The organism is Neisseria sp. P0021.S005 (assembly GCF_051956955.1).
On sequence record NZ_JBQCWY010000015.1, the window covers coordinates 1 to 19,827 of the forward strand.

Annotated in this window: 23 protein-coding genes; 16 read left to right on the forward strand and 7 right to left on the reverse strand. The window is 50.8% G+C overall.

Going from position 1 to position 19,827, the window contains the following annotated elements:
* Together ACTHUE_RS02095 and ACTHUE_RS02100 are read right to left on the reverse strand one after the other, a co-directional pair.
* The coding region (locus ACTHUE_RS02095) for an ATP phosphoribosyltransferase regulatory subunit (protein WP_440423012.1) at positions 1–1,141 on the reverse strand (1,141 nt) is incomplete at its 3' end.
* Between the two features lie 321 nt (positions 1,142–1,462).
* Complete coding sequence (locus tag ACTHUE_RS02100) at positions 1,463–2,266, reverse strand: outer membrane protein assembly factor BamD (protein ID WP_003680807.1); 804 nt, start codon at positions 2,264–2,266, stop codon at positions 1,463–1,465.
* Here ACTHUE_RS02100 and rluD point away from each other — a divergent pair.
* From rluD to ACTHUE_RS02130, 6 genes are all read left to right on the forward strand, one after another.
* Positions 2,265–3,389 carry a 23S rRNA pseudouridine(1911/1915/1917) synthase RluD gene (rluD, locus tag ACTHUE_RS02105; protein WP_070695639.1) on the forward strand — a complete coding sequence of 375 codons (1,125 nt, stop codon included), beginning with the start codon at positions 2,265–2,267 and terminating at the stop codon, positions 3,387–3,389. The two genes, ACTHUE_RS02100 and rluD, sit on opposite strands and share 2 nt — an antisense overlap.
* Positions 3,390–3,471: 82 nt before the next feature.
* Entirely contained in the window at positions 3,472–4,242 is a 771-nt protein-coding gene (gene pgeF, locus ACTHUE_RS02110) for a peptidoglycan editing factor PgeF (protein ID WP_070695640.1), read from the forward strand.
* 120 nt (positions 4,243–4,362) lie between these two features.
* On the forward strand, positions 4,363–4,842 hold the full coding sequence (locus tag ACTHUE_RS02115) for an LPS-assembly lipoprotein LptE (RefSeq protein WP_070695641.1): 480 nt from the start codon (positions 4,363–4,365) through the stop codon (positions 4,840–4,842).
* Entirely contained in the window at positions 4,842–5,843 is a 1,002-nt protein-coding gene (holA, locus tag ACTHUE_RS02120) for a DNA polymerase III subunit delta (protein ID WP_070695642.1), read from the forward strand. The genes ACTHUE_RS02115 and holA overlap by 1 nt, the downstream gene beginning before the upstream one ends.
* 147 nt (positions 5,844–5,990) lie before the next feature.
* Complete coding sequence (locus ACTHUE_RS02125) at positions 5,991–6,410, forward strand: hypothetical protein (RefSeq protein WP_070695643.1); 420 nt, start codon at positions 5,991–5,993, stop codon at positions 6,408–6,410.
* A gap of 91 nt (positions 6,411–6,501) precedes the next feature.
* A complete protein-coding gene (locus tag ACTHUE_RS02130) occupies positions 6,502–7,026 on the forward strand; it encodes an RDD family protein (RefSeq protein WP_070695644.1) in 525 nt (174 codons plus the stop codon).
* 94 nt (positions 7,027–7,120) lie between these two features.
* Here the strand turns inward: ACTHUE_RS02130 and ACTHUE_RS02135 are convergent, their stop codons facing one another.
* The 3 genes from ACTHUE_RS02135 to ACTHUE_RS02145 form a co-directional block, all read right to left on the reverse strand.
* Positions 7,121–8,356, reverse strand: a complete 1,236-nt coding sequence (locus ACTHUE_RS02135; RefSeq protein ID WP_440361121.1) for a beta-ketoacyl-ACP synthase — start codon at positions 8,354–8,356, stop codon at positions 7,121–7,123.
* Positions 8,350–9,078, reverse strand: a complete 729-nt coding sequence (gene fabG, locus ACTHUE_RS02140) for a 3-oxoacyl-ACP reductase FabG (RefSeq protein ID WP_070695646.1) — start codon at positions 9,076–9,078, stop codon at positions 8,350–8,352. The genes ACTHUE_RS02135 and fabG overlap by 7 nt, the downstream gene beginning before the upstream one ends.
* Positions 9,079–9,143: 65 nt before the next feature.
* Entirely contained in the window at positions 9,144–9,632 is a 489-nt protein-coding gene (locus ACTHUE_RS02145; protein ID WP_141754823.1) for an ApeP family dehydratase, read from the reverse strand.
* 110 nt (positions 9,633–9,742) lie between these two features.
* Between ACTHUE_RS02145 and ACTHUE_RS02150 the strand changes: the two genes are divergently transcribed.
* From ACTHUE_RS02150 to ACTHUE_RS02185, 8 genes are all read left to right on the forward strand, one after another.
* Positions 9,743–10,504, forward strand: coding sequence for a beta-ketoacyl synthase chain length factor (locus ACTHUE_RS02150; RefSeq protein WP_070695648.1), 762 nt, complete (start codon positions 9,743–9,745; stop codon positions 10,502–10,504).
* On the forward strand, positions 10,501–11,259 hold the full coding sequence (locus tag ACTHUE_RS02155; protein WP_070695649.1) for a lysophospholipid acyltransferase family protein: 759 nt from the start codon (positions 10,501–10,503) through the stop codon (positions 11,257–11,259). Before ACTHUE_RS02150 ends, ACTHUE_RS02155 begins: the two co-directional genes overlap by 4 nt.
* Positions 11,256–11,516 carry a phosphopantetheine-binding protein gene (locus tag ACTHUE_RS02160; RefSeq protein WP_003680822.1) on the forward strand — a complete coding sequence of 87 codons (261 nt, stop codon included), beginning with the start codon at positions 11,256–11,258 and terminating at the stop codon, positions 11,514–11,516. The genes ACTHUE_RS02155 and ACTHUE_RS02160 overlap by 4 nt, the downstream gene beginning before the upstream one ends.
* Positions 11,517–11,528: 12 nt before the next feature.
* The gene (locus ACTHUE_RS02165) at positions 11,529–11,777 is read left to right on the forward strand and encodes an acyl carrier protein (protein ID WP_049344238.1); all 249 of its coding nucleotides are present in this window, start codon (positions 11,529–11,531) and stop codon (positions 11,775–11,777) included.
* A 72-nt stretch (positions 11,778–11,849) separates the two neighbouring features.
* Positions 11,850–12,389, forward strand: a complete 540-nt coding sequence (locus tag ACTHUE_RS02170; RefSeq protein ID WP_049344236.1) for a membrane protein — start codon at positions 11,850–11,852, stop codon at positions 12,387–12,389.
* Positions 12,390–12,428: 39 nt separating this feature from the next.
* The gene (locus ACTHUE_RS02175; protein WP_440361122.1) at positions 12,429–13,184 is read left to right on the forward strand and encodes a hypothetical protein; all 756 of its coding nucleotides are present in this window, start codon (positions 12,429–12,431) and stop codon (positions 13,182–13,184) included.
* A gap of 15 nt (positions 13,185–13,199) precedes the next feature.
* Positions 13,200–14,903 (forward strand): AMP-binding protein, encoded by a 1,704-nt coding sequence (locus tag ACTHUE_RS02180; protein WP_070625637.1) that lies wholly within the window; start codon positions 13,200–13,202, stop codon positions 14,901–14,903.
* 36 nt (positions 14,904–14,939) lie between these two features.
* Positions 14,940–16,028 carry a methyltransferase gene (locus ACTHUE_RS02185; protein ID WP_004519935.1) on the forward strand — a complete coding sequence of 363 codons (1,089 nt, stop codon included), beginning with the start codon at positions 14,940–14,942 and terminating at the stop codon, positions 16,026–16,028.
* A 90-nt stretch (positions 16,029–16,118) separates the two neighbouring features.
* Here the strand turns inward: ACTHUE_RS02185 and ACTHUE_RS02190 are convergent, their stop codons facing one another.
* Positions 16,119–16,775 (reverse strand): cytochrome b/b6 domain-containing protein, encoded by a 657-nt coding sequence (locus ACTHUE_RS02190; RefSeq protein ID WP_004519936.1) that lies wholly within the window; start codon positions 16,773–16,775, stop codon positions 16,119–16,121.
* 53 nt (positions 16,776–16,828) lie between these two features.
* On the opposite strand from ACTHUE_RS02190, the gene ACTHUE_RS02195 reads away from it, so the two are divergent.
* Positions 16,829–17,710 carry an NAD(P)H-hydrate dehydratase gene (locus ACTHUE_RS02195; protein ID WP_004519937.1) on the forward strand — a complete coding sequence of 294 codons (882 nt, stop codon included), beginning with the start codon at positions 16,829–16,831 and terminating at the stop codon, positions 17,708–17,710.
* A 150-nt stretch (positions 17,711–17,860) separates the two neighbouring features.
* Positions 17,861–18,808: a bile acid:sodium symporter family protein gene (locus ACTHUE_RS02200; protein ID WP_004519938.1), complete on the forward strand. Its 948-nt coding sequence runs from the start codon at positions 17,861–17,863 to the stop codon at positions 18,806–18,808.
* Positions 18,809–18,904: 96 nt separating this feature from the next.
* Here ACTHUE_RS02200 and ACTHUE_RS02205 read toward each other — a convergent pair whose 3' ends face one another.
* On the reverse strand, positions 18,905–19,468 hold the full coding sequence (locus ACTHUE_RS02205; protein ID WP_004519939.1) for a YceI family protein: 564 nt from the start codon (positions 19,466–19,468) through the stop codon (positions 18,905–18,907).
* Between the last annotated feature and the right edge of the window lie 359 nt (positions 19,469–19,827).

Consider the following 19,827-nt stretch of genomic DNA (forward strand, 5'->3'; position numbering starts at 1 on the left):
TTACTTTCCAAACGCCGTCTACCTGTTTCAGACGGCCTGTAACCTCTTCCGAACCGTTATAGCCGATACCGTAATCGATAACGACACATTGTCCTTGTTCGCGCAAAGCATCTACCGCTTCTTGAGCTGCGGGCATGTCTTTTACATCAACAGCCACCACGGATTCCCGTCCGATAGCAGGAAGGCGGCCGATGAAGCTGCGCAAATCAAAACTGAATCCGGCTGCAGGACGCGCTCGTCCGAAGTATCCGCCCAATCCGTCATAACGGCCGCCACGTGCCACGGCATCATGACGGTTTGAACCATAAGCCGCGTAAAGCAAACCGGTGTGGTAATTGTCAACGCGCAGTTCCGACAAATCTATATGCACTTTTTGATTTGTGAACGCATCGCATACTGCCTGCAATTCATCCAAGGCCGCACTGACTGCGGACAATTCCGGTAATTTCTCACGAGCCACAGTCAGCACTTCACGACCACCGTACAGTCGGGGCAACAATGAAAACGCTTTTGCCCACATACCGTCAAGTTTCCACTCTTTAACCAACTGGCTGACAACCTCGGCATCTTTGTCCTGCATCGATGACAGCAGGGTTGCCGATTGCTGCTCATCTAAATGCGCGGCATTTGCCAAAGCACGGAATACGCCGATATGGCCCAACGAAAGCAAAACTTCGCCCATGTCGGCAATCTTCATGCTTTTCAGCATCAAATCAATCAATTCAATATCCGCTTCAATGCCTTCCAAGCCATACATTTCCGCACCTGCCTGTAAAGGCTCGCGCATATTGAGCAATCCGTCAGGCCGCGCATGAAGCACCGAACCGGCATAGCATAAACGGTTGATGCCCTGGTTGGCAGAAAGCAAGTGGGCATCAATACGCGCCACCTGCGGCGTAATATCCGCGCGGATACCGAGCTGACGGCCGCTAAGCTGATCGACGACCAAAATGGTTTTCAAAGACAAACCGGCATCGATATGCGTCAATAAAGAATGGCTGTATTCCATCAATGGCGGTTGCACCAATTCATAACCATGCACGCGGAACAAAGCCAACAGCCGCTCACGGGCGCTTTCCAATTGTCGCGCATTGGTCGGCAATACGTCGGCGACGTGTTCAGGAAGCTGCCAAGACTTCATGAGAATCTACCTCTGTTTTTTGTAAACACAAAGGGCTGCTTAAATTTAAAACCAAATCAGCCTGACGACTGAAATTTTCCTGAATGCATCGATGGCACATCCGATGCGGCTTCAACAAAACTGATTTTAAATTTAAACAGCCCCTGAGTGACGGCTTCAAACCGTCGAGTTATTAAAATCAGACTTTACCATATTAAAACAAATTTTGCACCCTGTTTGCAGGAAACGTAAAAAAACATTAAAAACAAAGGCCGTCTGAAAACCAAATGCATAGATGCATCATTTTCAGACGGCCTTATTCATGCCTGAACAACTCGACGCTTAACGCCAGTAACGCCACCAAGGCATATCGTCAGATCGCCATTCGTGTTGCAAGAACGGGCTTTGCGGGAAGTTGGTTTCCAAAACACGGCGTGTATCGGCAGCCAGTTGCGGCTTGTCCAGTTTTTTGTATGCCAATTCCATCATCGCCAAAGCTTCTTCGACGTAACGGGTATTTTGGTAACGGCTAACGATTTTTTGCGCACGGTTGGCCGCTGCGACATAAGCACCGCGTTTCATGTAATAACGCGCCACAGATATTTCGTTACCACCCAAAGCGTCCACCAGTTTGGCCATACGCTCGGTTGCATCGGCAGCGTATTTGCTGTTTGGATAACGTTGAACCAACTCGGCAAACGCCTGATAAGCATCGCGGTTGGCTTTCGGGTCGCGGTCGGACCAGTCTTGGGAAGCCAGCTTGTTCAAGAAAGACTGGTCTTCGTTAAACAGGACCAAACCTTTCAAGTACAGCGCGTAGTCCATATTCGGATGTTGCGGATGATGGCGTTGGAAGCGCGCAATGGCAGCCAAGGCTTTTTCCGGCTCATCGTCTTTATAATAGGCATACGCCGTATCCAACTGGGACTGCTGGGCATAGCGGCCGTTTGGAAAACGGGATTCTAAAATTTCGTATAACTTGACAGCTCGCGTATAATTGTTGCTGTTCAACTCGTCTTGCGCTTCGGCATAAAGCTTTTCCACACTCCAATCTTGAGTAATTTGGGCGTCTTTATCGATTGTGCCTTTATTTGCGCAGGCACTCAGTGCCAAACCTAAAGAAACTACTAAAAGAATTTTTTTCATGCAGAATACTTCCTTTGATAACGAAGCCGATTATAGCGATGATTTAGACTTTCCGTCATCCCCTGAAACAGAAAGTTGTGTTAATTTGACCGTTCCGCTCGAAATGGCGGGCGGAAGGCTGGATGCCGTATTGGCCAAACTCATGCCCGACTACTCGCGCAACCGCCTGAGTTCGTGGATTAAAGAGGGTGCAGTCATTGTAAACGATAAGCCCGCGCAACCCAAAGATAAAATGATAGGCGGTGAATTGATTGCCGTTACGGTACGTCCGAGCGAAGAAAACCTCGCGTTCACGCCCGAACCGATGGATTTGGACATTATTTACGAAGACGATACCGTCATCGTCATCAACAAACCGGCCGGATTGGTCGTCCATCCTGCCGCAGGCAACTGGAGCGGCACCCTGCTCAACGGCCTGTTGGCGCACTGTCCCGAATTAAGCCAAGTGCCGCGTGCGGGTATCGTACACCGTTTGGACAAAGAAACCAGCGGTCTGATGGTGGTCGCTAAAACCCTGCCGGCGCAAAACTCACTGGTTCAACAACTTCAAGAGCGCACAGTCAAACGCATTTACCGTGCAGTCGCCAACGGCATTGTTCCTTTCGACGGCAAAATTGAAACCCAAATCGGCCGCGATCCACACAACCGCCTGAAAATGGCAGTCGTCAAATTTGGCGGCAAACCTGCCATTTCCCACGTCAAAGTGTTGGAACGTTATCTGGCGCACAGCTACATCGAATGCTCGCTCGAAACCGGCCGCACCCACCAAATCCGCGTTCATATGCGCGAAGCCAACCATCCGCTGGCCGCCGATCCTGTTTACGGCAACCTGCGCCATCCATGCAGCGATGCGGTTAAAGAAGCCATCAAAGCCCTCGGCGCGCGCCAAGCCCTGCATGCCTACCGCTTGAGCTTTGTACACCCGAAAACCGGCGAAACCGTTTCCTTTGAAGCGCCTATGCCTGACGATATGTACCACCTGCTTTCCGTCCTGCGTCTGGAAGCCGGTTTGGATTCGTCCCTAAGCAACGAGGAAGAATGGCAAGAGAAATTCGGCATGGACGATGACGACGATTGGAATGAAGACGACTACGATGTCGAAGTGGTTTATGTGAGGGATTAAATCCATTTTTCAGACGGCCTAAAATATTATTTTGAGGCCGTCTGAAATCAATCCGTTCCAATATTTCAGCGACTCAAAGATTATGAAAACCATCACAGATACCCTAAACCTCACCCCGCAAGGCAAAAATTTTTTAACTGCCGACTGGTCTGCTCCTGCCAATGTTAAAACGCTTATTACCACGCGCAACGGCGGTGTCAGCGAAGGCGTATACCGCAGCCTGAATGTCGGTTCGCACGTCGGCGACAATCTGGAAGCCGTGCTCCGCAACCGCGAAATCGTACAGGAACAAGTCGGCCTGCCCGTTGCCTACCTCAATCAAATCCACAGCACCATTGTTGTAAATGCCGTCGAAGCGTTAGGAAATACACCCGACGCTGATGCCTCGGTGGATACAACGGGAACAGTCGCTTGCGCTTCGATGACTGCCGATTGCCTGCCTGTCTTGTTTTGCGACAAAGCAGGGACAGTCGTTGCAGCAGCTCATGCAGGTTGGCGCGGTTTGGCCGGTGGCGTTTTGCAAAACACTATTGCAGCAATGAATGTCGAGCCGTTGGAAATCATGGCCTATCTCGCCCCTGCCATCGGCCCTGATGCGTTTGAGGTGGGACAAGATGTATTTGATGCGTTTTGCACACCCATGCCAGAAGCTGCAGATGCGTTTGAAGACATCGGCGGCGGCAAATACCTTGCCGACATTTACGCTTTGGCGCGCATGGTTCTGCACCGCGAAGGCGTGAACATGATTTATGGCGGCACCCATTGCACTGTCTTGGAGCGCGATACTTTCTTCTCCTACCGCCGCGACGGACAAACCGGCCGCATGGTCAGCCTGATTTGGTTGGAAAAATAAGATTTTCGCCATCAAAGACAAGGCCGTCTGAAAGACTTTCCGTTTACGGTTTCAGACGGCCTAAACATTATTCGTTATAATCCGACGATACCGTAACCGGTTTCAACGAAGGAATATCCAATGAAAAAAATCCTATTGCCTGCACTCGCCCTATTGCTTGCCTCTTGCGGTTTCCACCTGAAAGGCACAGGCGTGACTTCTCAGCCGCTGCCTTATCAAAACTGGCATGTAGAAGGCGGAGCCGTCATGCAAAAAGCGCTGGAAAATGCCTTACGCCGTGCCGACGGTCATCCGGTTAGCGAAGCCGAATCACAAATCACCCTGCGCGTTGTCGACTTTCAAAAACGCCGCGATATCTACACCATCACCCGCGCCGCCGCAATCAACGAATACCTGCTGGCCATGACCGTCAAAGCCCAAGCCTTCCGCAACGGCGAGCCGGTTGGCGAACCGCTGGAAATTAAGGTTCACCGCACCATGGACTACGCCGACAGCGAAGTTTTGGGTAAACAGGAAGAGGAAGAAACCATTTGGTCTGAAATGCGCATTGACGCCGCAGATCAAATCGTCCGCCGCCTGACTTTTCTGAAGGCGCAATAATGGCTGCCGCGCCCATTGAGAGCCTGCGCCCCGATACGCCGCTCAAACCGTTGTACATTATTCACGGCGAAGAGGATTTGTTGCGCATCGAGGCTTTGGATACGCTGCGCGCAGCCGCAAAAAAACAAGGTTATCTCAACCGCGAAGTCTATACCGCCGAAAACAATTTTGACTGGAACGAGCTGTTGCAAAGTGCCGGCAGCGCAGGTTTGTTTGCAGATTTGAAACTACTGGAAATCCACATTCCCAACGGCAAACCCGGCAAAAACGGAGGCGATGCCCTGCAAACCTTCGCCGAACGCCTGCCCGAAGATACGGTTACGCTTATCCTCCTGCCCAAGCTTGAAAAAGCGCAAATACAGTCCAAATGGTTTTCCGCATTGGCAGGCAAAGGCATCGTCTTAGAAGCCAAAGCCGTTGCGCCACATGCTTTGCCGCAATGGATACAGGGCCGTCTGAAACAGCAGGGTTTGGATATCGAACCTGAAGCACTCGCCCTTTTTGCCGAGCGCGTCGAAGGCAATCTTTTGGCCGCCCGTCAGGAAATCGAAAAACTCGCCCTGCTCCATCCTCAAGGCCATTTGATCAATATTGCCGACGCAGAGGCCGCGGTTGCCACCGTCGCCCGCTTCGACGTATTCCAACTGGCGGGCGCATGGATGAAAGGCGATGCCCTGCGCGTTTCCCGTTTGCTGGACGGTTTGGAAGAAGAAGGCGAAGAGCCGGTTTTGCTGTTGTGGGCGGTTTCCGAAGACATCCGCACCCTAATCCGCCTGACTGCCGCACTCAAGCAGGGACAAAACATCCAAAGCCTGCGCAACAGCCTGCGTTTATGGGGCGACAAGCAGACCCTTGCACCGATGGCGGCCAAACGCATTTCCATCAACCGCCTGCTCGACGCGCTCAAAACCTGCGCCAAAATCGACCGCATCATCAAAGGCGCGGAAGAAGGCGATGCATGGACCGAGTTCAAACAACTCGTTACTTCGCTGGCCGCCTAAAAACCGTTTCCACGCGTCAAGAAACTTGCACGCAATACGCCCCAAAAACAGAAAATACTGTAAAATAGCGTAAACTCAAATTCAGGCCGTCTGAACCTCGCATTTCAGACGGCCTCTTCCAGCAAAAAACAAGGAAACACCAACCATATGGATAATAAAACCAAACTTCGCATCGGCGGTCTGGCCCTGCTGACCACTGCCGTATTAAGCCTCATCATCGTTCTGATCGTCGACTCATGGCCGCTCGCCATCCTGTTGGCCGCCATCATCGTAGCCGCTGCCGCAGGCGGTTTCGTTTGGACTTCACGCCGTCAGCAACGCCAATTCCTCGAGCGCCTGAAAAAATTCGACATCGATCCGGAAAAAGGCCGTATCAACGAAGCCAACCTGCGCCGTATGTACCACAGCGGCGGCCAACATCAAAAAGACGCAATTACCTTGGTTTGCCTGTCACAAAAATGTTCCGTTGACGAAGCGCACGCCATCTTCAAAAAACGTCCGACCCGTCAGGAAATGAACCAAATGGCTGCCCAACAGGCACGCGGTCAAAAACGTCCACATCGTTAATCCTGACAGTAACAGGCCGTCTGAACATCCTATCCCGTTTCAGACGGCCTGTTTTTATTTCCATCAAACCCATTTCCGTTTCCATCGCATTATGACCCGTCTTCCTACCGCCCCACTCAAACGCCGCCTCGCCGCACTGGTTTACGAACTTCTACTGACCGGCGCCGTGACCAGCATTGCCGCCCTTGCAGCCGGTATTGTCGCCATCTTTCTCAATCCAATTTCCACGCGCCTGTCCATGCTGACAACCTGTCTGATTCTGTTCTACGCATGGTGGCTCTACTTCCGCGCCAACTGGGACAAAAAAGGCCAAACCCTCGCCATGCAGACATGGAAGATCGGTTTAGCCGATAAAAACGATACCCAACCGCCCCTACCACAACTGCGCCTGCGCTTTATTTGGGCTAGCATTTTTATTGTTTTCATTCCTCTATTTGCCTACGCCGGATTGCGCCATCTGCTCAATATCCCGCCTAAAGGCGCATTCGGTGCCGCGCTCATTTGGCTCATCCTGCCATGGGGCTTCGCCCTGTTCCATCCCGACCGCCAGTTCCTCTACGACTTCTTGGCCGGAACAAGGCTGGTGGATTTGAGTCAGAAGAAAACAAATGAATAAAATCCAAAAGCGGCTCAAGCTCTAAATGAAATAAAGGCCGTCTGAAACTCAAGATACGTTTCAGACGGCCTTTAATCATAACATCAAGCGATGATTATTCTTGCCAACGTTTGAACACCAGCGAAGTATTGACGCCGCCAAAAGCAAAGTTATTGCTGACCACATAATTGGTTTGAATCTCGCGTCCGCCAGTTTGGATGTAATCCACCTTGCCGCAACGCGGATCGATGTTTTCCAAATTAACAGTCGGCGCAAACCAGCCGCTGTTCATCATTTCGATGGTAAACCAGGCTTCCAACGCGCCGCACGCGCCGAGTGTATGGCCGAGATAGCTTTTTTGCGAACTCATAGGCACAAAACCAAACACCGCCCCAGTAGCCAATGTTTCGGCAATATCGCCTTTTTCGGTCGCCGTACCGTGGCCGCTGACATAGCCGACTATATCAGGCGTAATACCGGCGTCTTTCAGCGCAAGCTCCATACATTTTTGCATGGTTTCTTTTTGCGGCTGGGTAACGTGGCTGCCGTCGCTGTTGGCACCATAGCCGACAAGCTCGGCATAGATTTTTGCACCGCGCGCACGGGCGTGTTCCAATTCTTCCAATACGAAAATGCCTGCGCCTTCGCCGATGACCAAGCCGTCTCGAGCGTTGTCGTAAGGGCGCGGCGTCAGCTCAGGTTCGCCGTTGCGGCGGCTGGCGGCATAAAGTGAATCGAAAACATAAACTTCAGACGGACAAAATTCTTCGCCGCCGCCGGCCAGCATCATATCAATCAGGCCGTATTTAATCGCTTCGTAAGCATAACCAATGCCTTGGCTACCCGAAGAACACGCGCTCGAGGTCGGGATAATGCGGCCTTTCAAGCCGAAGAAAATACCGATATTGGCGGCAGTCGTATGCGGCATCATACGCACATAAGTATTGGCGTTGAAATTGCGCGATGTGCCTGTTATCAAAAGTTCGCCCATATCGCCGATGTCCTTGGTGCTGCCGACAGACGAACCGCACGCTACGCCCATACGGCCGTCTGTAATGCTTTCATCACCCAGCAAGCCTGCATCCGTCAAGGCTTGTTCCGCTGCATCAACACACAAATGCGATACGCGACCCATGCTTCTAAGCTGCTTGCGCGTCCAGTGTTCGGGAGGAGAATAGCCTTCAATCGGCGCACCCAGTTGCGCTTCCAATTCAGGAAAGCGTCCACTCCAGTCCATGTATTTGACCGCGTTTTTTTCGGCTTTAAAGGCCGTCTGAATACTTTGCCAATCACGGCCGAAGGCGGTAATACCGCCGATACCTGTTACTACGACTCTTCTGGTATTCAACACAAACCTCCGTTCACAGCAATCACTTGGCGCGTAATGTACGCCGCTTTTTCATCCATCAAAAAGCGCACCGCATGCGCCACTTCCTCGGGCAATCCCATACGCGCGGCAGGGATGGCCTTTAAGATTTCTTCGACAGGCACGTTCTCATCGATAATATCGGTATCGATAAGACCCGGCGCCACACAGTTGACGGTAATTTTGCGTTTTGCCAACTCAACTGCCAAGGCTTTTGCTGCGCCGATTAGGCCCGCTTTGGACGCGCTGTAATTGACCTGACCGCGGTTGCCCGTCAAACCGGACACCGATGCCATGCACACAATCCGTCCTGCTTTGCGGCGGCGGATCATCGGCATGGTCAAAGGGTGCAACACATTATAAAAACCGTCCAAATTGGTACGCAGCACCAAGTCCCAATCATCATCAGTAAACGCAGGAAACGCATTGTCGCGCGTCAGGCCGGCATTCAACACCACGCCGTAATATGTGCCGTTTACCTCAATGTCGGCAATCAAAATTTCACGGCAGGCTTCACGGTCAGATACGTCAAACTGCAACACGCGCGCATTTCTACCCAATGCACGGATTTCTTCCGCGACAGCTTCCGCTTCATCGCGGCGGCTGCGGCAGTGGACGACAATATCAAAGCCGTCCTGCGCCAAACCAAGTGCGACGGCTTTGCCGATACCGCGATTAGACCCTGTAATTAAAATAGTTTCACTCATACGTTTTCTCACTATATCGACAGGCCGTCTGAATCTTTGTCTTTTCAGACGGCCTTGTAAACGGTTTAAATGATTTGACCGTCTTTCGGACTGTACACATTTAAAGAGGCTTTTGCCAGCAAACCGTCCGGCGGCAACAGATGCTTCACATCTTCCGGCGCATCCGTCCAGCGCAACTCGCAATCAAATACGCCCATGCCGCCCAAATCCTGAATGGACACATGCGCCCTGACTTCCAACTCAATACCGACAGGCACTGAATCGGCAAACAAATCCAGCTTACGCGTTCCCAATAAAAAACCCAAACGGACAGGCTCTCCGGCCTTTAAAGCCTCAATGCCTGCAAACGCGCCTATGCCCTGCGCCATCAATTCCATATAAGCCATAGACGGCAACACGCCGTCCTGCAGCAAAATATGCTTATCGCCAACCGGCGCACGGCAAACCGTATAGTCATCGCCAAATTCTTTCACACAGTCGATAAGCACCATATGTCCGCTGTGCGGAAGCAGCGAAGCCACATCATAAATCGGGGCACTCGGTATTGAAGGCATAAAATGTCATCCGGGAATAAATTACGTTACAATATGCATTATAACAGAGCCTAGCTTTTACTAACTCATTTCATTACAATGTATGAAAATGTAAAACATTGAAAGACATCATGCCTCAAAACGTTTGCCGTTTCAGCTTCAATATCGCCGCATGGCAGGCCTCCTCCAGCAAAATCAGTACGCCGGAGCAATGGCAGGACTGGGCGCAGGGAAAACTCGATACCACCTCCCTGCCGGAGTGCAAACCCGCGCTCTCCTTTTTGCCGCCTATGCAACGCCGCCGCTTGGGTAAAGCGGCACGCTTGGTTTGTGATGCCGCATGGAATCTGGCTGACCAATATCCCGAAAGCGTACCGGTTTACGTTTCGCACGACGGCGAAAGCAACCGCAGCTTTGAATTATGGCAAGAGCTTTTGAACACGCATACCGTATCCCCGACCTCATTCGGCCTGTCCGTCCACAACGCAACGATTGGGCAATGGTCGATGTTGCGCAAAGACATGAGCGAACATACCGCGTTGGCCGTTGCCGCCGACTCCTTTGAAACCGCGTTGACCGAGGCATTCGCGCTTTTGCAAGACGGTGCACCGTCTGTTTTAGTAATTGTCGCCGATGATCCGTTATCCGAAGACTATCCCGTCTTGGCTACACGTGCACCGTTTGCCTATGCATTGGCACTGGTCATTACCAAAGGCGAAGACTATACCTTAAGCTTGGAAACCACAGCCGCAAGGCCGTCTGAAAATCCTAACGATACAACAGTCGAGCCCTATTGGAGCAGCTTGGAGTGGATACGCTTCCTGCTTTCAGACGGCCGACAACATACTCAACACTATATCGGTAGAAACTGGCACTGGCAGAAAAACGCATGAAGACTTTAGACTATTTCCGTCGCTTTTTTGCTACACTCTTCGGCTTCATCCTCTTCGGCGTTGCAGGCGTATTGTTCAAAATCGCACTTTTGCCCTATACGCTAAAATCGACCAAAGGCGACATCAAACGCCAACTTGAAGCAAGACGCATGATAGGCAAAGTTTGGCGTTTCTTCGTCGGCTACCTGCAATGGTCGGGCGTATTGAGCGTCCGTTTCAACGGCTTGGAAAAACTCGGCAAACCCGGTCAGCTCATTCTTGCCAACCATCCCTCGCTTTTGGATGTCGTCTTGCTGATCAGCCATTATTCCGAGCCGAACGTACTGGTTAAAAAAGACCTGTTGCACAACCCCAGCATGAAAAGCCAGATTATCGCTTCCGGCTACATCCCCAACGATGAAAGCATGGAAATGCTGGAAGAAATCGATGCCGTGTTCAAAAGCGGGCAAAGTCTGCTGATTTTCCCCGAAGGCACGCGCACAGGTTGGGACGGACAGGTTAAAATGCACCGCGGCGCCGTATCGCTCGGTTTGCGCAGCGCATCAGTCATCACGCCCGTGTGCATCAAGATGACGCCGCCCAATTTTAAAAAGGGGCAGCCGTGGTACAAAATCCCGCCACAAAAAATTCATTATGAAATTACCGTCGGCGACGATATCCTGCCTGAAGAATGGCTGGCAGAAAAACCCCTGCCCATCGCCGCACGACGTTTAAACGAATACCTGCAAGACTATTTTACAAGGAAAACCACATGAGCAATTTAGAAAACCAAATCAAACAATTAATCATCGACAGCTTAGGTCTGGAAGATATTACCGTTGCCGACATCGGCAGCGAAGATCCGCTTTTCGGCGACGACGGCCTGGGTCTGGATTCGGTTGATGCATTGGAACTTGGTTTGGCCGTACAAAAAACCTTCGGCTTCCAGCTCGACGGAGAAAACGACAACCTGCGCGAAAACTTCGCCAACGTCAAAACACTGGCCGAGTTCGTCAAGAGCCGCCAAGCATAAGGGAGAGAGAAGATGACCGAACAAGAAGTACGCGCCCTGCTGACCGATGCACTAGTTAACCTGTTTGAAATCGAACCGGAACGCATCAAACCCGAAACCAACCTCTACGAAGATTTGGAAATCGACAGCATCGACGCCATCGACCTTATCGACCACATCAAACGCGAAACCGGCCGCAAACTGCAAGCCGAAGACTTCCGCAACGTGCGCACCGTAGAAGACGTGGTTCAAGCGGTCTTAAAAGTACAACAAGATTCCTGATTCCGCTTTGAATCAGCATATTTTCAGACGGCCTTGTCAATCCGCAAGGCCGTCTGAAAATCAATCACAACCATGAAAATACTAGGAAAACTCCTACTGACCCTTGCCAGTCTCGCGTATCCGCTCCTATGGTATTACGGCAGGGAAAACGGCTCATTTTTCTGGCTTGCAGCGGCTATGTGTGTGTTATGGCTGATACGCGCCGCCATGCCGCAAACCACAGCCCAACGCATTACAGCGATTATCCTTGCTGCTTTTTTTGCGGCGGTACTGGTTTTCAGACGGCCTGACTCGATGTATTGGTATCCCGTTGCCGTCAACGCGCTGATGCTTGCCGTTTTCGGCGGCAGCCTGTTTGCCAAACAAACCGTCATTGAACGTCTCGCCCGACTGCAACATCCCGACCTTTCCCCCGAAGGCGTGCGCCACACTCGGCGCGTTACGCAAATCTGGTGCGCCTTCTTCATTTTCAACGGCGCAACCGCCGCCATTTTGGCTGGCTTGCAATATTACGACTGGTGGGCGGCTTATACGGGCATCGTGTCTTATGTGTTAATGGGAATCTTATTTGCCGGAGAGTGGCTTTATCGGAAATTGGTTTTGAAGGTTTAATCCATTAAAAATATTTTATCAATTAGACGAATAACCATAATGAAAAAAATCATCCTACTTACCCTGATTTCCTTCACATCTACCGCATGTTCTTCGACATCTAAAACGCCTTTATCCCCAGAAGAAAAGGCAGAAGCCGAATACAAGAAAAATTATACGGAAGTTGCCAGCCACACCATCAAAACGCGCTCGGGAAACCTGACCGTCATTGACCGAATACACAATCGTTATTCTGACGATACTACAACCAGCAGCATGAATTTGATGATTATTCGGAAATCCAATACGGTAAAAGCAAGAGCTGCACAAACAGCCGTATTTACAGCAACTTTTGCATTACTTATTCTTGCCCGCAACAGCAATCATATTGGATATGAAGGTCCTGACCTGCTGGACAAACACAGTTTAAGCGGGAAGCCTATTAAACCGAATTTTGCGAATCCCGTTTTTGAACAATTCTCCCCAAAAGTTCGCGATTGGGCGGCAAAATGGTCATTTAAAGGCAATAGTGCCAATAAAAAACTATTTGTCCAACCGGGTCGTTTCTATTTGGTTTATGAAAAATTCAATAAACGAGACCGATTCTTTCTGAACAATGAAGTCAGCCTTTTTTTAGACGGACAAAGCGGCAAAACCGATCACTTACTCCATTGTTTCAAACGAAGTGAAAGCCATTCATTGGAAGAGTGGCAGGCAAATGATTACGAATTGATACGCCAAACGACAAACAAACAATACGATGAATGCTTGGCCCAATTCAAAGAAGATACCAAGGCAAATACATCAAAATTATAAAACCTTAGAACCATCATGCACCTAATCCGAATCCTATCCCCCGACCTACCCCAACACGACCTTATCGCCGCCCATCCGAATTGGACGCGTGCTGATTTCAACCGTGCGGTTTTTCATCTGTCAGGCCGTCTGAAACAGGCAGGCGTGCAAACTGCCGCGTTGTGGTTTGACGATGCCGCGCTGTTTGCCTGTGCCGTGTTGGCAGTGTGGCATTCTGGCGGAAAGGTTTTATTGCTGCCCAATTTGGCGCAAGACAATTTGGAGTGGGGGAAAACGGCAGAGGCGTTTTTAACAGATTCAACAGATAAAAAGCTGTCTTCAGACGGCCTGAACGTCTGGCACTTGCCTGATGTATTGACTCAAACAGAATCGGAAGGACTGAGCACCTATCCTGAAAACTATCTGATTCCCGACCATGCCGAAGCATGGCTGAAAACATCGGGCTCCAGCGGCGAAGCGCAGATTATTGTGAAAACCGCCGCGCAAATGCAGGCAGAAGCTCTGACTTTGGCAAATACGCTGCCATTTGGACAACACAGTGAAACCGTGATCGGCAGCGTGATTCCGCAACATCTTTACGGCTTCACGTTCCGCTTCGCACTCGCACTGATAATGGGTTGGACTATGGAGCGACAGCAGGCGGTTTATCCGGAAAACCTGCTTTCCAGCACGGCCGCACACGATAAAGTGGTTTGGATTGCCAGTCCGGCCGTGCTCAACCGCTTGGGCAAAAACCGCAACTGGCAGAGTATCGGCCATAAAATTACAGGCATTGTCTCGGCCGGCGGTGCGTTGCCCGCAGCCACGGCGGATTTGCTGCAACAGGCTGCCGTCCGCCCGTTTGAAGTTTATGGCAGTACCGAAACCGGTGTGATTGCCTCACGTTGCGAACGCCAAGAATGGCAGCCTTTCGAAGGCGTGGAAATCGGGCAAAACGAAGAAGGCGCACTATGGGCTTCTTCGCCTTGGTCGCCCGAACCCCGCCAAACCGCCGATTTGATCGAGCCGCAAGATGACGGTTTCCTGTTACTCGGTCGTCAAGACCGCATTATTAAATTCGAGGACAAACGCGTGTCGCTGACTCAAATCGAACACGAACTTTTACAACACCCTTGGATTGCCGACGCCCACTGCGGCCGCCATCCGCAACACCAACGCATTGCCATATGGGCGGCATTAAATGCAGACGGTATCGCCGCCTTACGCGAGAAAGGCCGTGCTGCGGTTGCCGATACGCTCAAACGCCATCTTGCCTCCACACAGGACACCATTGCCCTGCCGCGTTACTGGCGTTTTACCGACAGCCTGCCGCGCAATGCCCAAGCCAAAATCGCTGCGGTGGATTTTCAGACGGCCTTTACCGTTGCCCAAACTTCGCCCGTTTGGTCGAAAACATCATCTGACGATGAAACCAATACCGAAACTTTTATCGGGCGCGTGCCTTTGGATTTGGTTTATTTCGGCGGCCATTTTGCCACCTTCCCGCTGGTTCCAGGCGTGGTCGAGCTGCAATGGGTGCGCAACCTGATCGCGCCCCAGCCATGGAGTAAACAGCGCGTCATCCGCATCGAAAATCTAAAATATCAGCAGTTTATCCGTCCTCACGATAAAGTGTCGGTAGAGCTAAAATACGATGAAGGTAAAAACAAACTGAGCTTTAAAATCAACAACGGAGAGTATCCGTGTGCATCAGGACGGATTGTGTTTGAGGCCGTCTGAATATACTTATTAACTTTTTAGTGGAAAACCAACAATATGCAACTCTTCCCTGCCCTAGAACAACGCTATTCCCACGAACACCAGTCTGCAGGCGAGGCTCAACGTCTGGCTCAAGAAATCGCTTTTGCACCGATTGTGTTCCAAGTTTCCCGCCTGATGGTGAAATTTGGCATTCTGGACCTGCTGAACGACCATCCAGACGGCCTCACTCAAGCCGAAATTGCTGAAAAAGCGAAAATCAGCAACTACGCGGCACAAGTCCTGCTGGAAGCTTCGCTGTCTATCGGCACTGTCTTGACTCGCGACAACCGCTATTTCATCAGCAAGGCCGGTTGGTTTGTCCTCAAAGACAAAATGGCCCGCGTCAACATGGATTTCACGCAGGAAATCTGCTACCTAGGCATGTTTGATTTGGAAAAAACCCTGCAAACCGGCAAGCCCGAAGGCCTGAAAGTATTCGGCGACTGGCCGACCATTTACGAAGGCTTGTCTTCATTGCCAAGCGTCGCGCAGGAAAAATGGTTTGCATTCGACCATTATTATTCCGACAACTCCTTCGCCGAAGCACTGAACACCGTGTTCGCCAAACCGGTTAAAAAACTGCTCGATGTCGGCGGCAATACCGGCCGCTGGGCGGAACAATGCGTCAACCACAATGCCAAAGTCGAAGTAACCATCATGGATCTGCCGCAACAAATCGGCTTGATGCGCGAGGCGACTAAAGGCAAAAACGGCGCGGACCGTATCCACGCCCATCCGGCCAACCTGCTTGATCCTGAGATTCCGTTCCCAACCGGTTTTGACGCGATCTGGATGAGCCAATTCCTAGACTGTTTCACCGAAGAACAAGCCACCAGCATTCTTCAACGCGCCGCTGCATCTATGAGCGAAAACACCAGCCTCTACATCATGGAGCCTTTCTGGGACAGACAACGCTACGAAACCGCTGCCTACTGCCTGACCATGACCAGCCTGTATTTCACTGCCATGGCCAACGGCAACAGCAAAATCTTCCATTCTGAAGACCTGATCCGTTGCGTTGAAAAAGCCGGATTGAAAGTAGCGGAAATTTCAGACGGCATCGGCCGCGGCCACAGCATCTTGCGCTGCGTTAAGGCCGTCTGAACATCATCTTTTAAACCCTAAAAAGAGACCGACCCCAACAGCCATTTCGGCTATCGGGGTCGGTTTGTTTTTGGTATCCGTTTTAAAACATCAGCCGCGCAACATCCATATTGCACACACTAACACAATCGCTACCGACAAAGCGGCAAGCAGTTGTCCCATTCCTGCCAATTTAGGCTGTTGGGCATCAATAGTTTTAAAGCCACTCATCATCGGCGTAATCAAATCCTGTTTTTTCACAAAGCGATACAGCAAAACAGCCGCGATATGTACACCCGCCAAAACAGCTAAAACATTAAAGAAATTGACATGGATTTTTCGCGCCAGCGTACCGGCGTGTTCGCTGACCAAATGATTTAAAAAGCCGGAATTGGTAAACGTATTTTCATCGGCGGCAAATAAGCCTGTGGCCGTCTGAAAAACCAAGGCGGCCAATAAAGCGATGACCATCAGCGCGCCCAAAGGATTGTGGCCGACCAATTCGTCTTCAGACATTTGACCTTGCGTATAGCGGCGGATTTCGGAAAAAGGACGCACAAAACGGCTGAATCTTGCCGTATCGCTGCCCCATATCCCCCAGCACAAGCGGAAAACCACCAAAGCCAGCATCAACAAGCCGCCGCGCAAGTGCCATACCAGCATATCGCCGCCTCGGGTGGCGCTGTACCACATGAATCCCATCAATAACACCAAGAGCCAATGGAACAGGCGCGTAGGTGCGTCCCAAACTTTTATTTTTTGCTTCATTACCTTTTACTTTCTGATTTAAAATTAAATTTCTTATCTTGGAAGATTACGCCATGCAGCCCATCTACACGCTTCCCGAATCGCTTCAGGCCTTTCAGACGGCCTTAGTATTTCCCGACGTATTCCGCCCTCGTGCCCAAGAGTCGCACAAAGGCACATACGGCACGCTTACCATTATCGGCGGCGCAACGGGAATGAGCGGTGCGGTAGTTTTGGCAGCTACAGCCGCCATATATCAAGGATGCGGCAAGGTTTGGGCGGGTTTCAACCAAGCCACGCTGCCTTTTGCCATCATTCCCGAACGCCCTGAAATCATGCTCGCCACTGCGGCCCAACTGATGGAGCACAACGATGTCAGCGCACGGGTAATCGGCTGCGGATTCGGTTTGGACGGATTATCAGAGCAGCTGCTGCTCCAAATCCTGTCGACACACCATGACCGGCCTTTATTGCTCGATGCAGATGCCTTGACACTGCTGGCCCGTTCTCCCGAATTGGCCGAACGCCTCAAATCGTACAAACATATCATCCTGACACCTCATCCGGCCGAAGCCGCCCGCCTACTCGGTACCGATACTCAATCAGTTCAAGCCGACAGGCAAAAAGCCGTAACCGAAATCAGCCGTAAATATGCCGCAACCGTCGTGTTAAAAGGCCATCATACATTGGTGGCCACGGCAGACGGCATAGTCTATACCAACACCAGCGGCAATGCCGGTTTGGCCACCGCAGGTAGCGGCGATGTCTTGAGCGGCATTATCGGCAGCCTGCTGGCACAAGGCATTCCGACATTCCAAGCCGCCTGCGCCGGCGTATGGCTGCACGGAGCGGCAGCCGATGTTATCAAACACAGCGGCCAAATCGAAACCGGTATGCTCGCCGGAGAAATCGCACCTGCCGCCCGATGGCTGCGCAATATTTTATCAAAAGAGTAATACTATCTATATCATAAATACAAATTGCAGGCCGTCTGAAAATCAATCTCTATTTTCAGACGGCCTGGTTTATTTTTAAGTCATTTTGCAAATTAAGGTTAAGGCGTGTATCCTTGATTTCCCTTAAAAACAACTTCACAACATATTATCATGAGTATCCTCAATAAAATCAGCAACTTTATTGGAAAAACATTTTCCCTTTGGGCGGCGCTCTTTGCCGGCATCGCTTTTTTCGCACCCGACACCTTCAAATGGGTCGGCCCTTACATTCCTTGGCTTCTGGGCATCATTATGTTCGGCATGGGCTTGACGCTCAAACCTTCCGACTTCGATATTTTGTTCAAACGCCCCAAAGCCGTCATCATCGGCGTGATTGCACAATTCGCCATCATGCCGGCAACCGCCTATCTGCTGGCCAAGCTGTTAAACCTGCCTGCCGAAATCGCAGTCGGTGTGATTTTGGTCGGCTGCTGCCCGGGCGGCACGGCTTCCAATGTAATGACTTATCTGGCGCGCGGCAATGTGGCTTTGTCGGTTGCCGTTACATCGGTTTCTACTCTGATTTCTCCATTGCTGACCCCCGCTATCTTCCTGATGCTTGCCGGTGAAATGCTGGAAATCCAAGCGGGCAGTATGTTGATGTCCATCGTCAAAATGGTTTTATTCCCCATCGTTTTGGGCTTGATTGTCCATAAAGCCTTGGGCAACAAAACTGAAAAACTGACCGACGCGCTGCCGCTGGTTTCCGTTGCCGCCATCGTACTGATTATCGGCGCGGTAGTCGGCGCCAGCAAAGGCAAGATTATTGAAAGCGGCCTGCTGATTTTCGCGGTTGTCGTACTCCACAACGGCATCGGCTATCTGCTCGGCTTCTTTGCCGCCAAATGGACCGGCCTGCCTTATGATGCACAAAAAACGCTGGCCATCGAAGTCGGTATGCAAAACTCAGGCTTGGGTGCCGCCCTTGCCGCCGCACACTTTGCCGCCGCGCCGGTCGTTGCCGTTCCCAGCGCATTGTTCAGCGTGTGGCACAATATCTCCGGCTCGCTTCTGGCAACTTATTGGGCAGCCAAAGCCGATAAAAATAAAGAATCCTAAACGTCTTTAATCATAAGCCGTCTGAACAGGGATAAACGAAATCAACGATTTCTGCCTTACCTGTTCAGACGGCCTTTATTTTGAAATCAAGCAGTATTATTGTTTCACTGCTTCGATTTGGATATTTATGTTAACTTTTTTGCTCATACCGGCACTTACCAAATAATCCAAGCCCCATTTGGTACGGTCGATGGTGGTGCTGAAATCGCCGCCGCACACTTCTGCTTTTAACATCGGGCTTTGGTAGCAGTTGAATTTGTCGGCTTTGAGTTTCACCGGCGCAGTTTTGCCGTTCATAGTCAGATTGCCATCAACGGAAAGCAGTTTTTTGCCGTTGAAATTGAATTTGGTGGATACAAAACGGATTTCAGGGTATTTGTCTGCATTGAAAATATCGGCAGATTTCAAGTGTTGGGTAAAGCGGTCAGAACCGGTTTGCAGTTTGGACAAAGGCAATACGATATCGATTGAGCCTTGGCGTTTGGCACGGTCAAATTCCAAATTGCCGGTCAAACCATAAATACCGCCGACGTTGGTGCTGGTGTTGAAATGGTCGATGGCAAAGCGGGCATTGGCATGGAATTCGTCCACTTTATAAACAGCGGCAGACGCAGCAGAAGCCAACATGGCCGAACACAATGCAAACATGATTTTTTTCATCGTCTTATCCTTAGAAATGTGAGAAGTTCCCTATCATATCACTTTTTGATGCCAACATTTTTTGCAAATGAGAAAGACAACGTTTCATCCTAAGAAAACTTCAGGCCGTCTGAACGAGAGGACAGCAAATTCAGGTGAAGCAAACACAGTTTAGTTTTATTACAAAATAGCGTGCTTCATCGCTCGTAATTGGTATAAAATAGCCAGTTATTTCTACAACGGGCCGCCAACCAACCAGCCTATTTCAGACGGCCTCAGCATAAAACAAAGGAACAAAAATGCCTGAATACCGCTCCAAAACCTCTACCCACGGCCGCAATATGGCAGGCGCGCGCGCATTGTGGCGTGCGACCGGCGTC

Excerpts from the sequence above, each read along its gene's own strand:
- rluD (WP_070695639.1), top strand. The coding sequence starts at position 2,265 with ATGCAGAATACTTCCTTTGATAACGAAGCCGATTATAGCGATGATTTA.
- ACTHUE_RS02100 (WP_003680807.1), bottom strand. The coding sequence starts at position 2,266 with ATGAAAAAAATTCTTTTAGTAGTTTCTTTAGGTTTGGCACTGAGTGCC.
- pgeF (WP_070695640.1), top strand. The coding sequence starts at position 3,472 with ATGAAAACCATCACAGATACCCTAAACCTCACCCCGCAAGGCAAAAAT.
- ACTHUE_RS02115 (WP_070695641.1), top strand. The coding sequence starts at position 4,363 with ATGAAAAAAATCCTATTGCCTGCACTCGCCCTATTGCTTGCCTCTTGC.
- holA (WP_070695642.1), top strand. The coding sequence starts at position 4,842 with ATGGCTGCCGCGCCCATTGAGAGCCTGCGCCCCGATACGCCGCTCAAA.
- ACTHUE_RS02125 (WP_070695643.1), top strand. The coding sequence starts at position 5,991 with ATGGATAATAAAACCAAACTTCGCATCGGCGGTCTGGCCCTGCTGACC.
- ACTHUE_RS02130 (WP_070695644.1), top strand. The coding sequence starts at position 6,502 with ATGACCCGTCTTCCTACCGCCCCACTCAAACGCCGCCTCGCCGCACTG.
- fabG (WP_070695646.1), bottom strand. The coding sequence starts at position 9,078 with ATGAGTGAAACTATTTTAATTACAGGGTCTAATCGCGGTATCGGCAAA.
- ACTHUE_RS02145 (WP_141754823.1), bottom strand. The coding sequence starts at position 9,632 with ATGCCTTCAATACCGAGTGCCCCGATTTATGATGTGGCTTCGCTGCTT.
- ACTHUE_RS02150 (WP_070695648.1), top strand. The coding sequence starts at position 9,743 with ATGCCTCAAAACGTTTGCCGTTTCAGCTTCAATATCGCCGCATGGCAG.
- ACTHUE_RS02155 (WP_070695649.1), top strand. The coding sequence starts at position 10,501 with ATGAAGACTTTAGACTATTTCCGTCGCTTTTTTGCTACACTCTTCGGC.
- ACTHUE_RS02160 (WP_003680822.1), top strand. The coding sequence starts at position 11,256 with ATGAGCAATTTAGAAAACCAAATCAAACAATTAATCATCGACAGCTTA.
- ACTHUE_RS02165 (WP_049344238.1), top strand. The coding sequence starts at position 11,529 with ATGACCGAACAAGAAGTACGCGCCCTGCTGACCGATGCACTAGTTAAC.
- ACTHUE_RS02170 (WP_049344236.1), top strand. The coding sequence starts at position 11,850 with ATGAAAATACTAGGAAAACTCCTACTGACCCTTGCCAGTCTCGCGTAT.
- ACTHUE_RS02175 (WP_440361122.1), top strand. The coding sequence starts at position 12,429 with ATGAAAAAAATCATCCTACTTACCCTGATTTCCTTCACATCTACCGCA.
- ACTHUE_RS02180 (WP_070625637.1), top strand. The coding sequence starts at position 13,200 with ATGCACCTAATCCGAATCCTATCCCCCGACCTACCCCAACACGACCTT.
- ACTHUE_RS02185 (WP_004519935.1), top strand. The coding sequence starts at position 14,940 with ATGCAACTCTTCCCTGCCCTAGAACAACGCTATTCCCACGAACACCAG.
- ACTHUE_RS02190 (WP_004519936.1), bottom strand. The coding sequence starts at position 16,775 with ATGAAGCAAAAAATAAAAGTTTGGGACGCACCTACGCGCCTGTTCCAT.
- ACTHUE_RS02195 (WP_004519937.1), top strand. The coding sequence starts at position 16,829 with ATGCAGCCCATCTACACGCTTCCCGAATCGCTTCAGGCCTTTCAGACG.
- ACTHUE_RS02200 (WP_004519938.1), top strand. The coding sequence starts at position 17,861 with ATGAGTATCCTCAATAAAATCAGCAACTTTATTGGAAAAACATTTTCC.
- ACTHUE_RS02205 (WP_004519939.1), bottom strand. The coding sequence starts at position 19,468 with ATGAAAAAAATCATGTTTGCATTGTGTTCGGCCATGTTGGCTTCTGCT.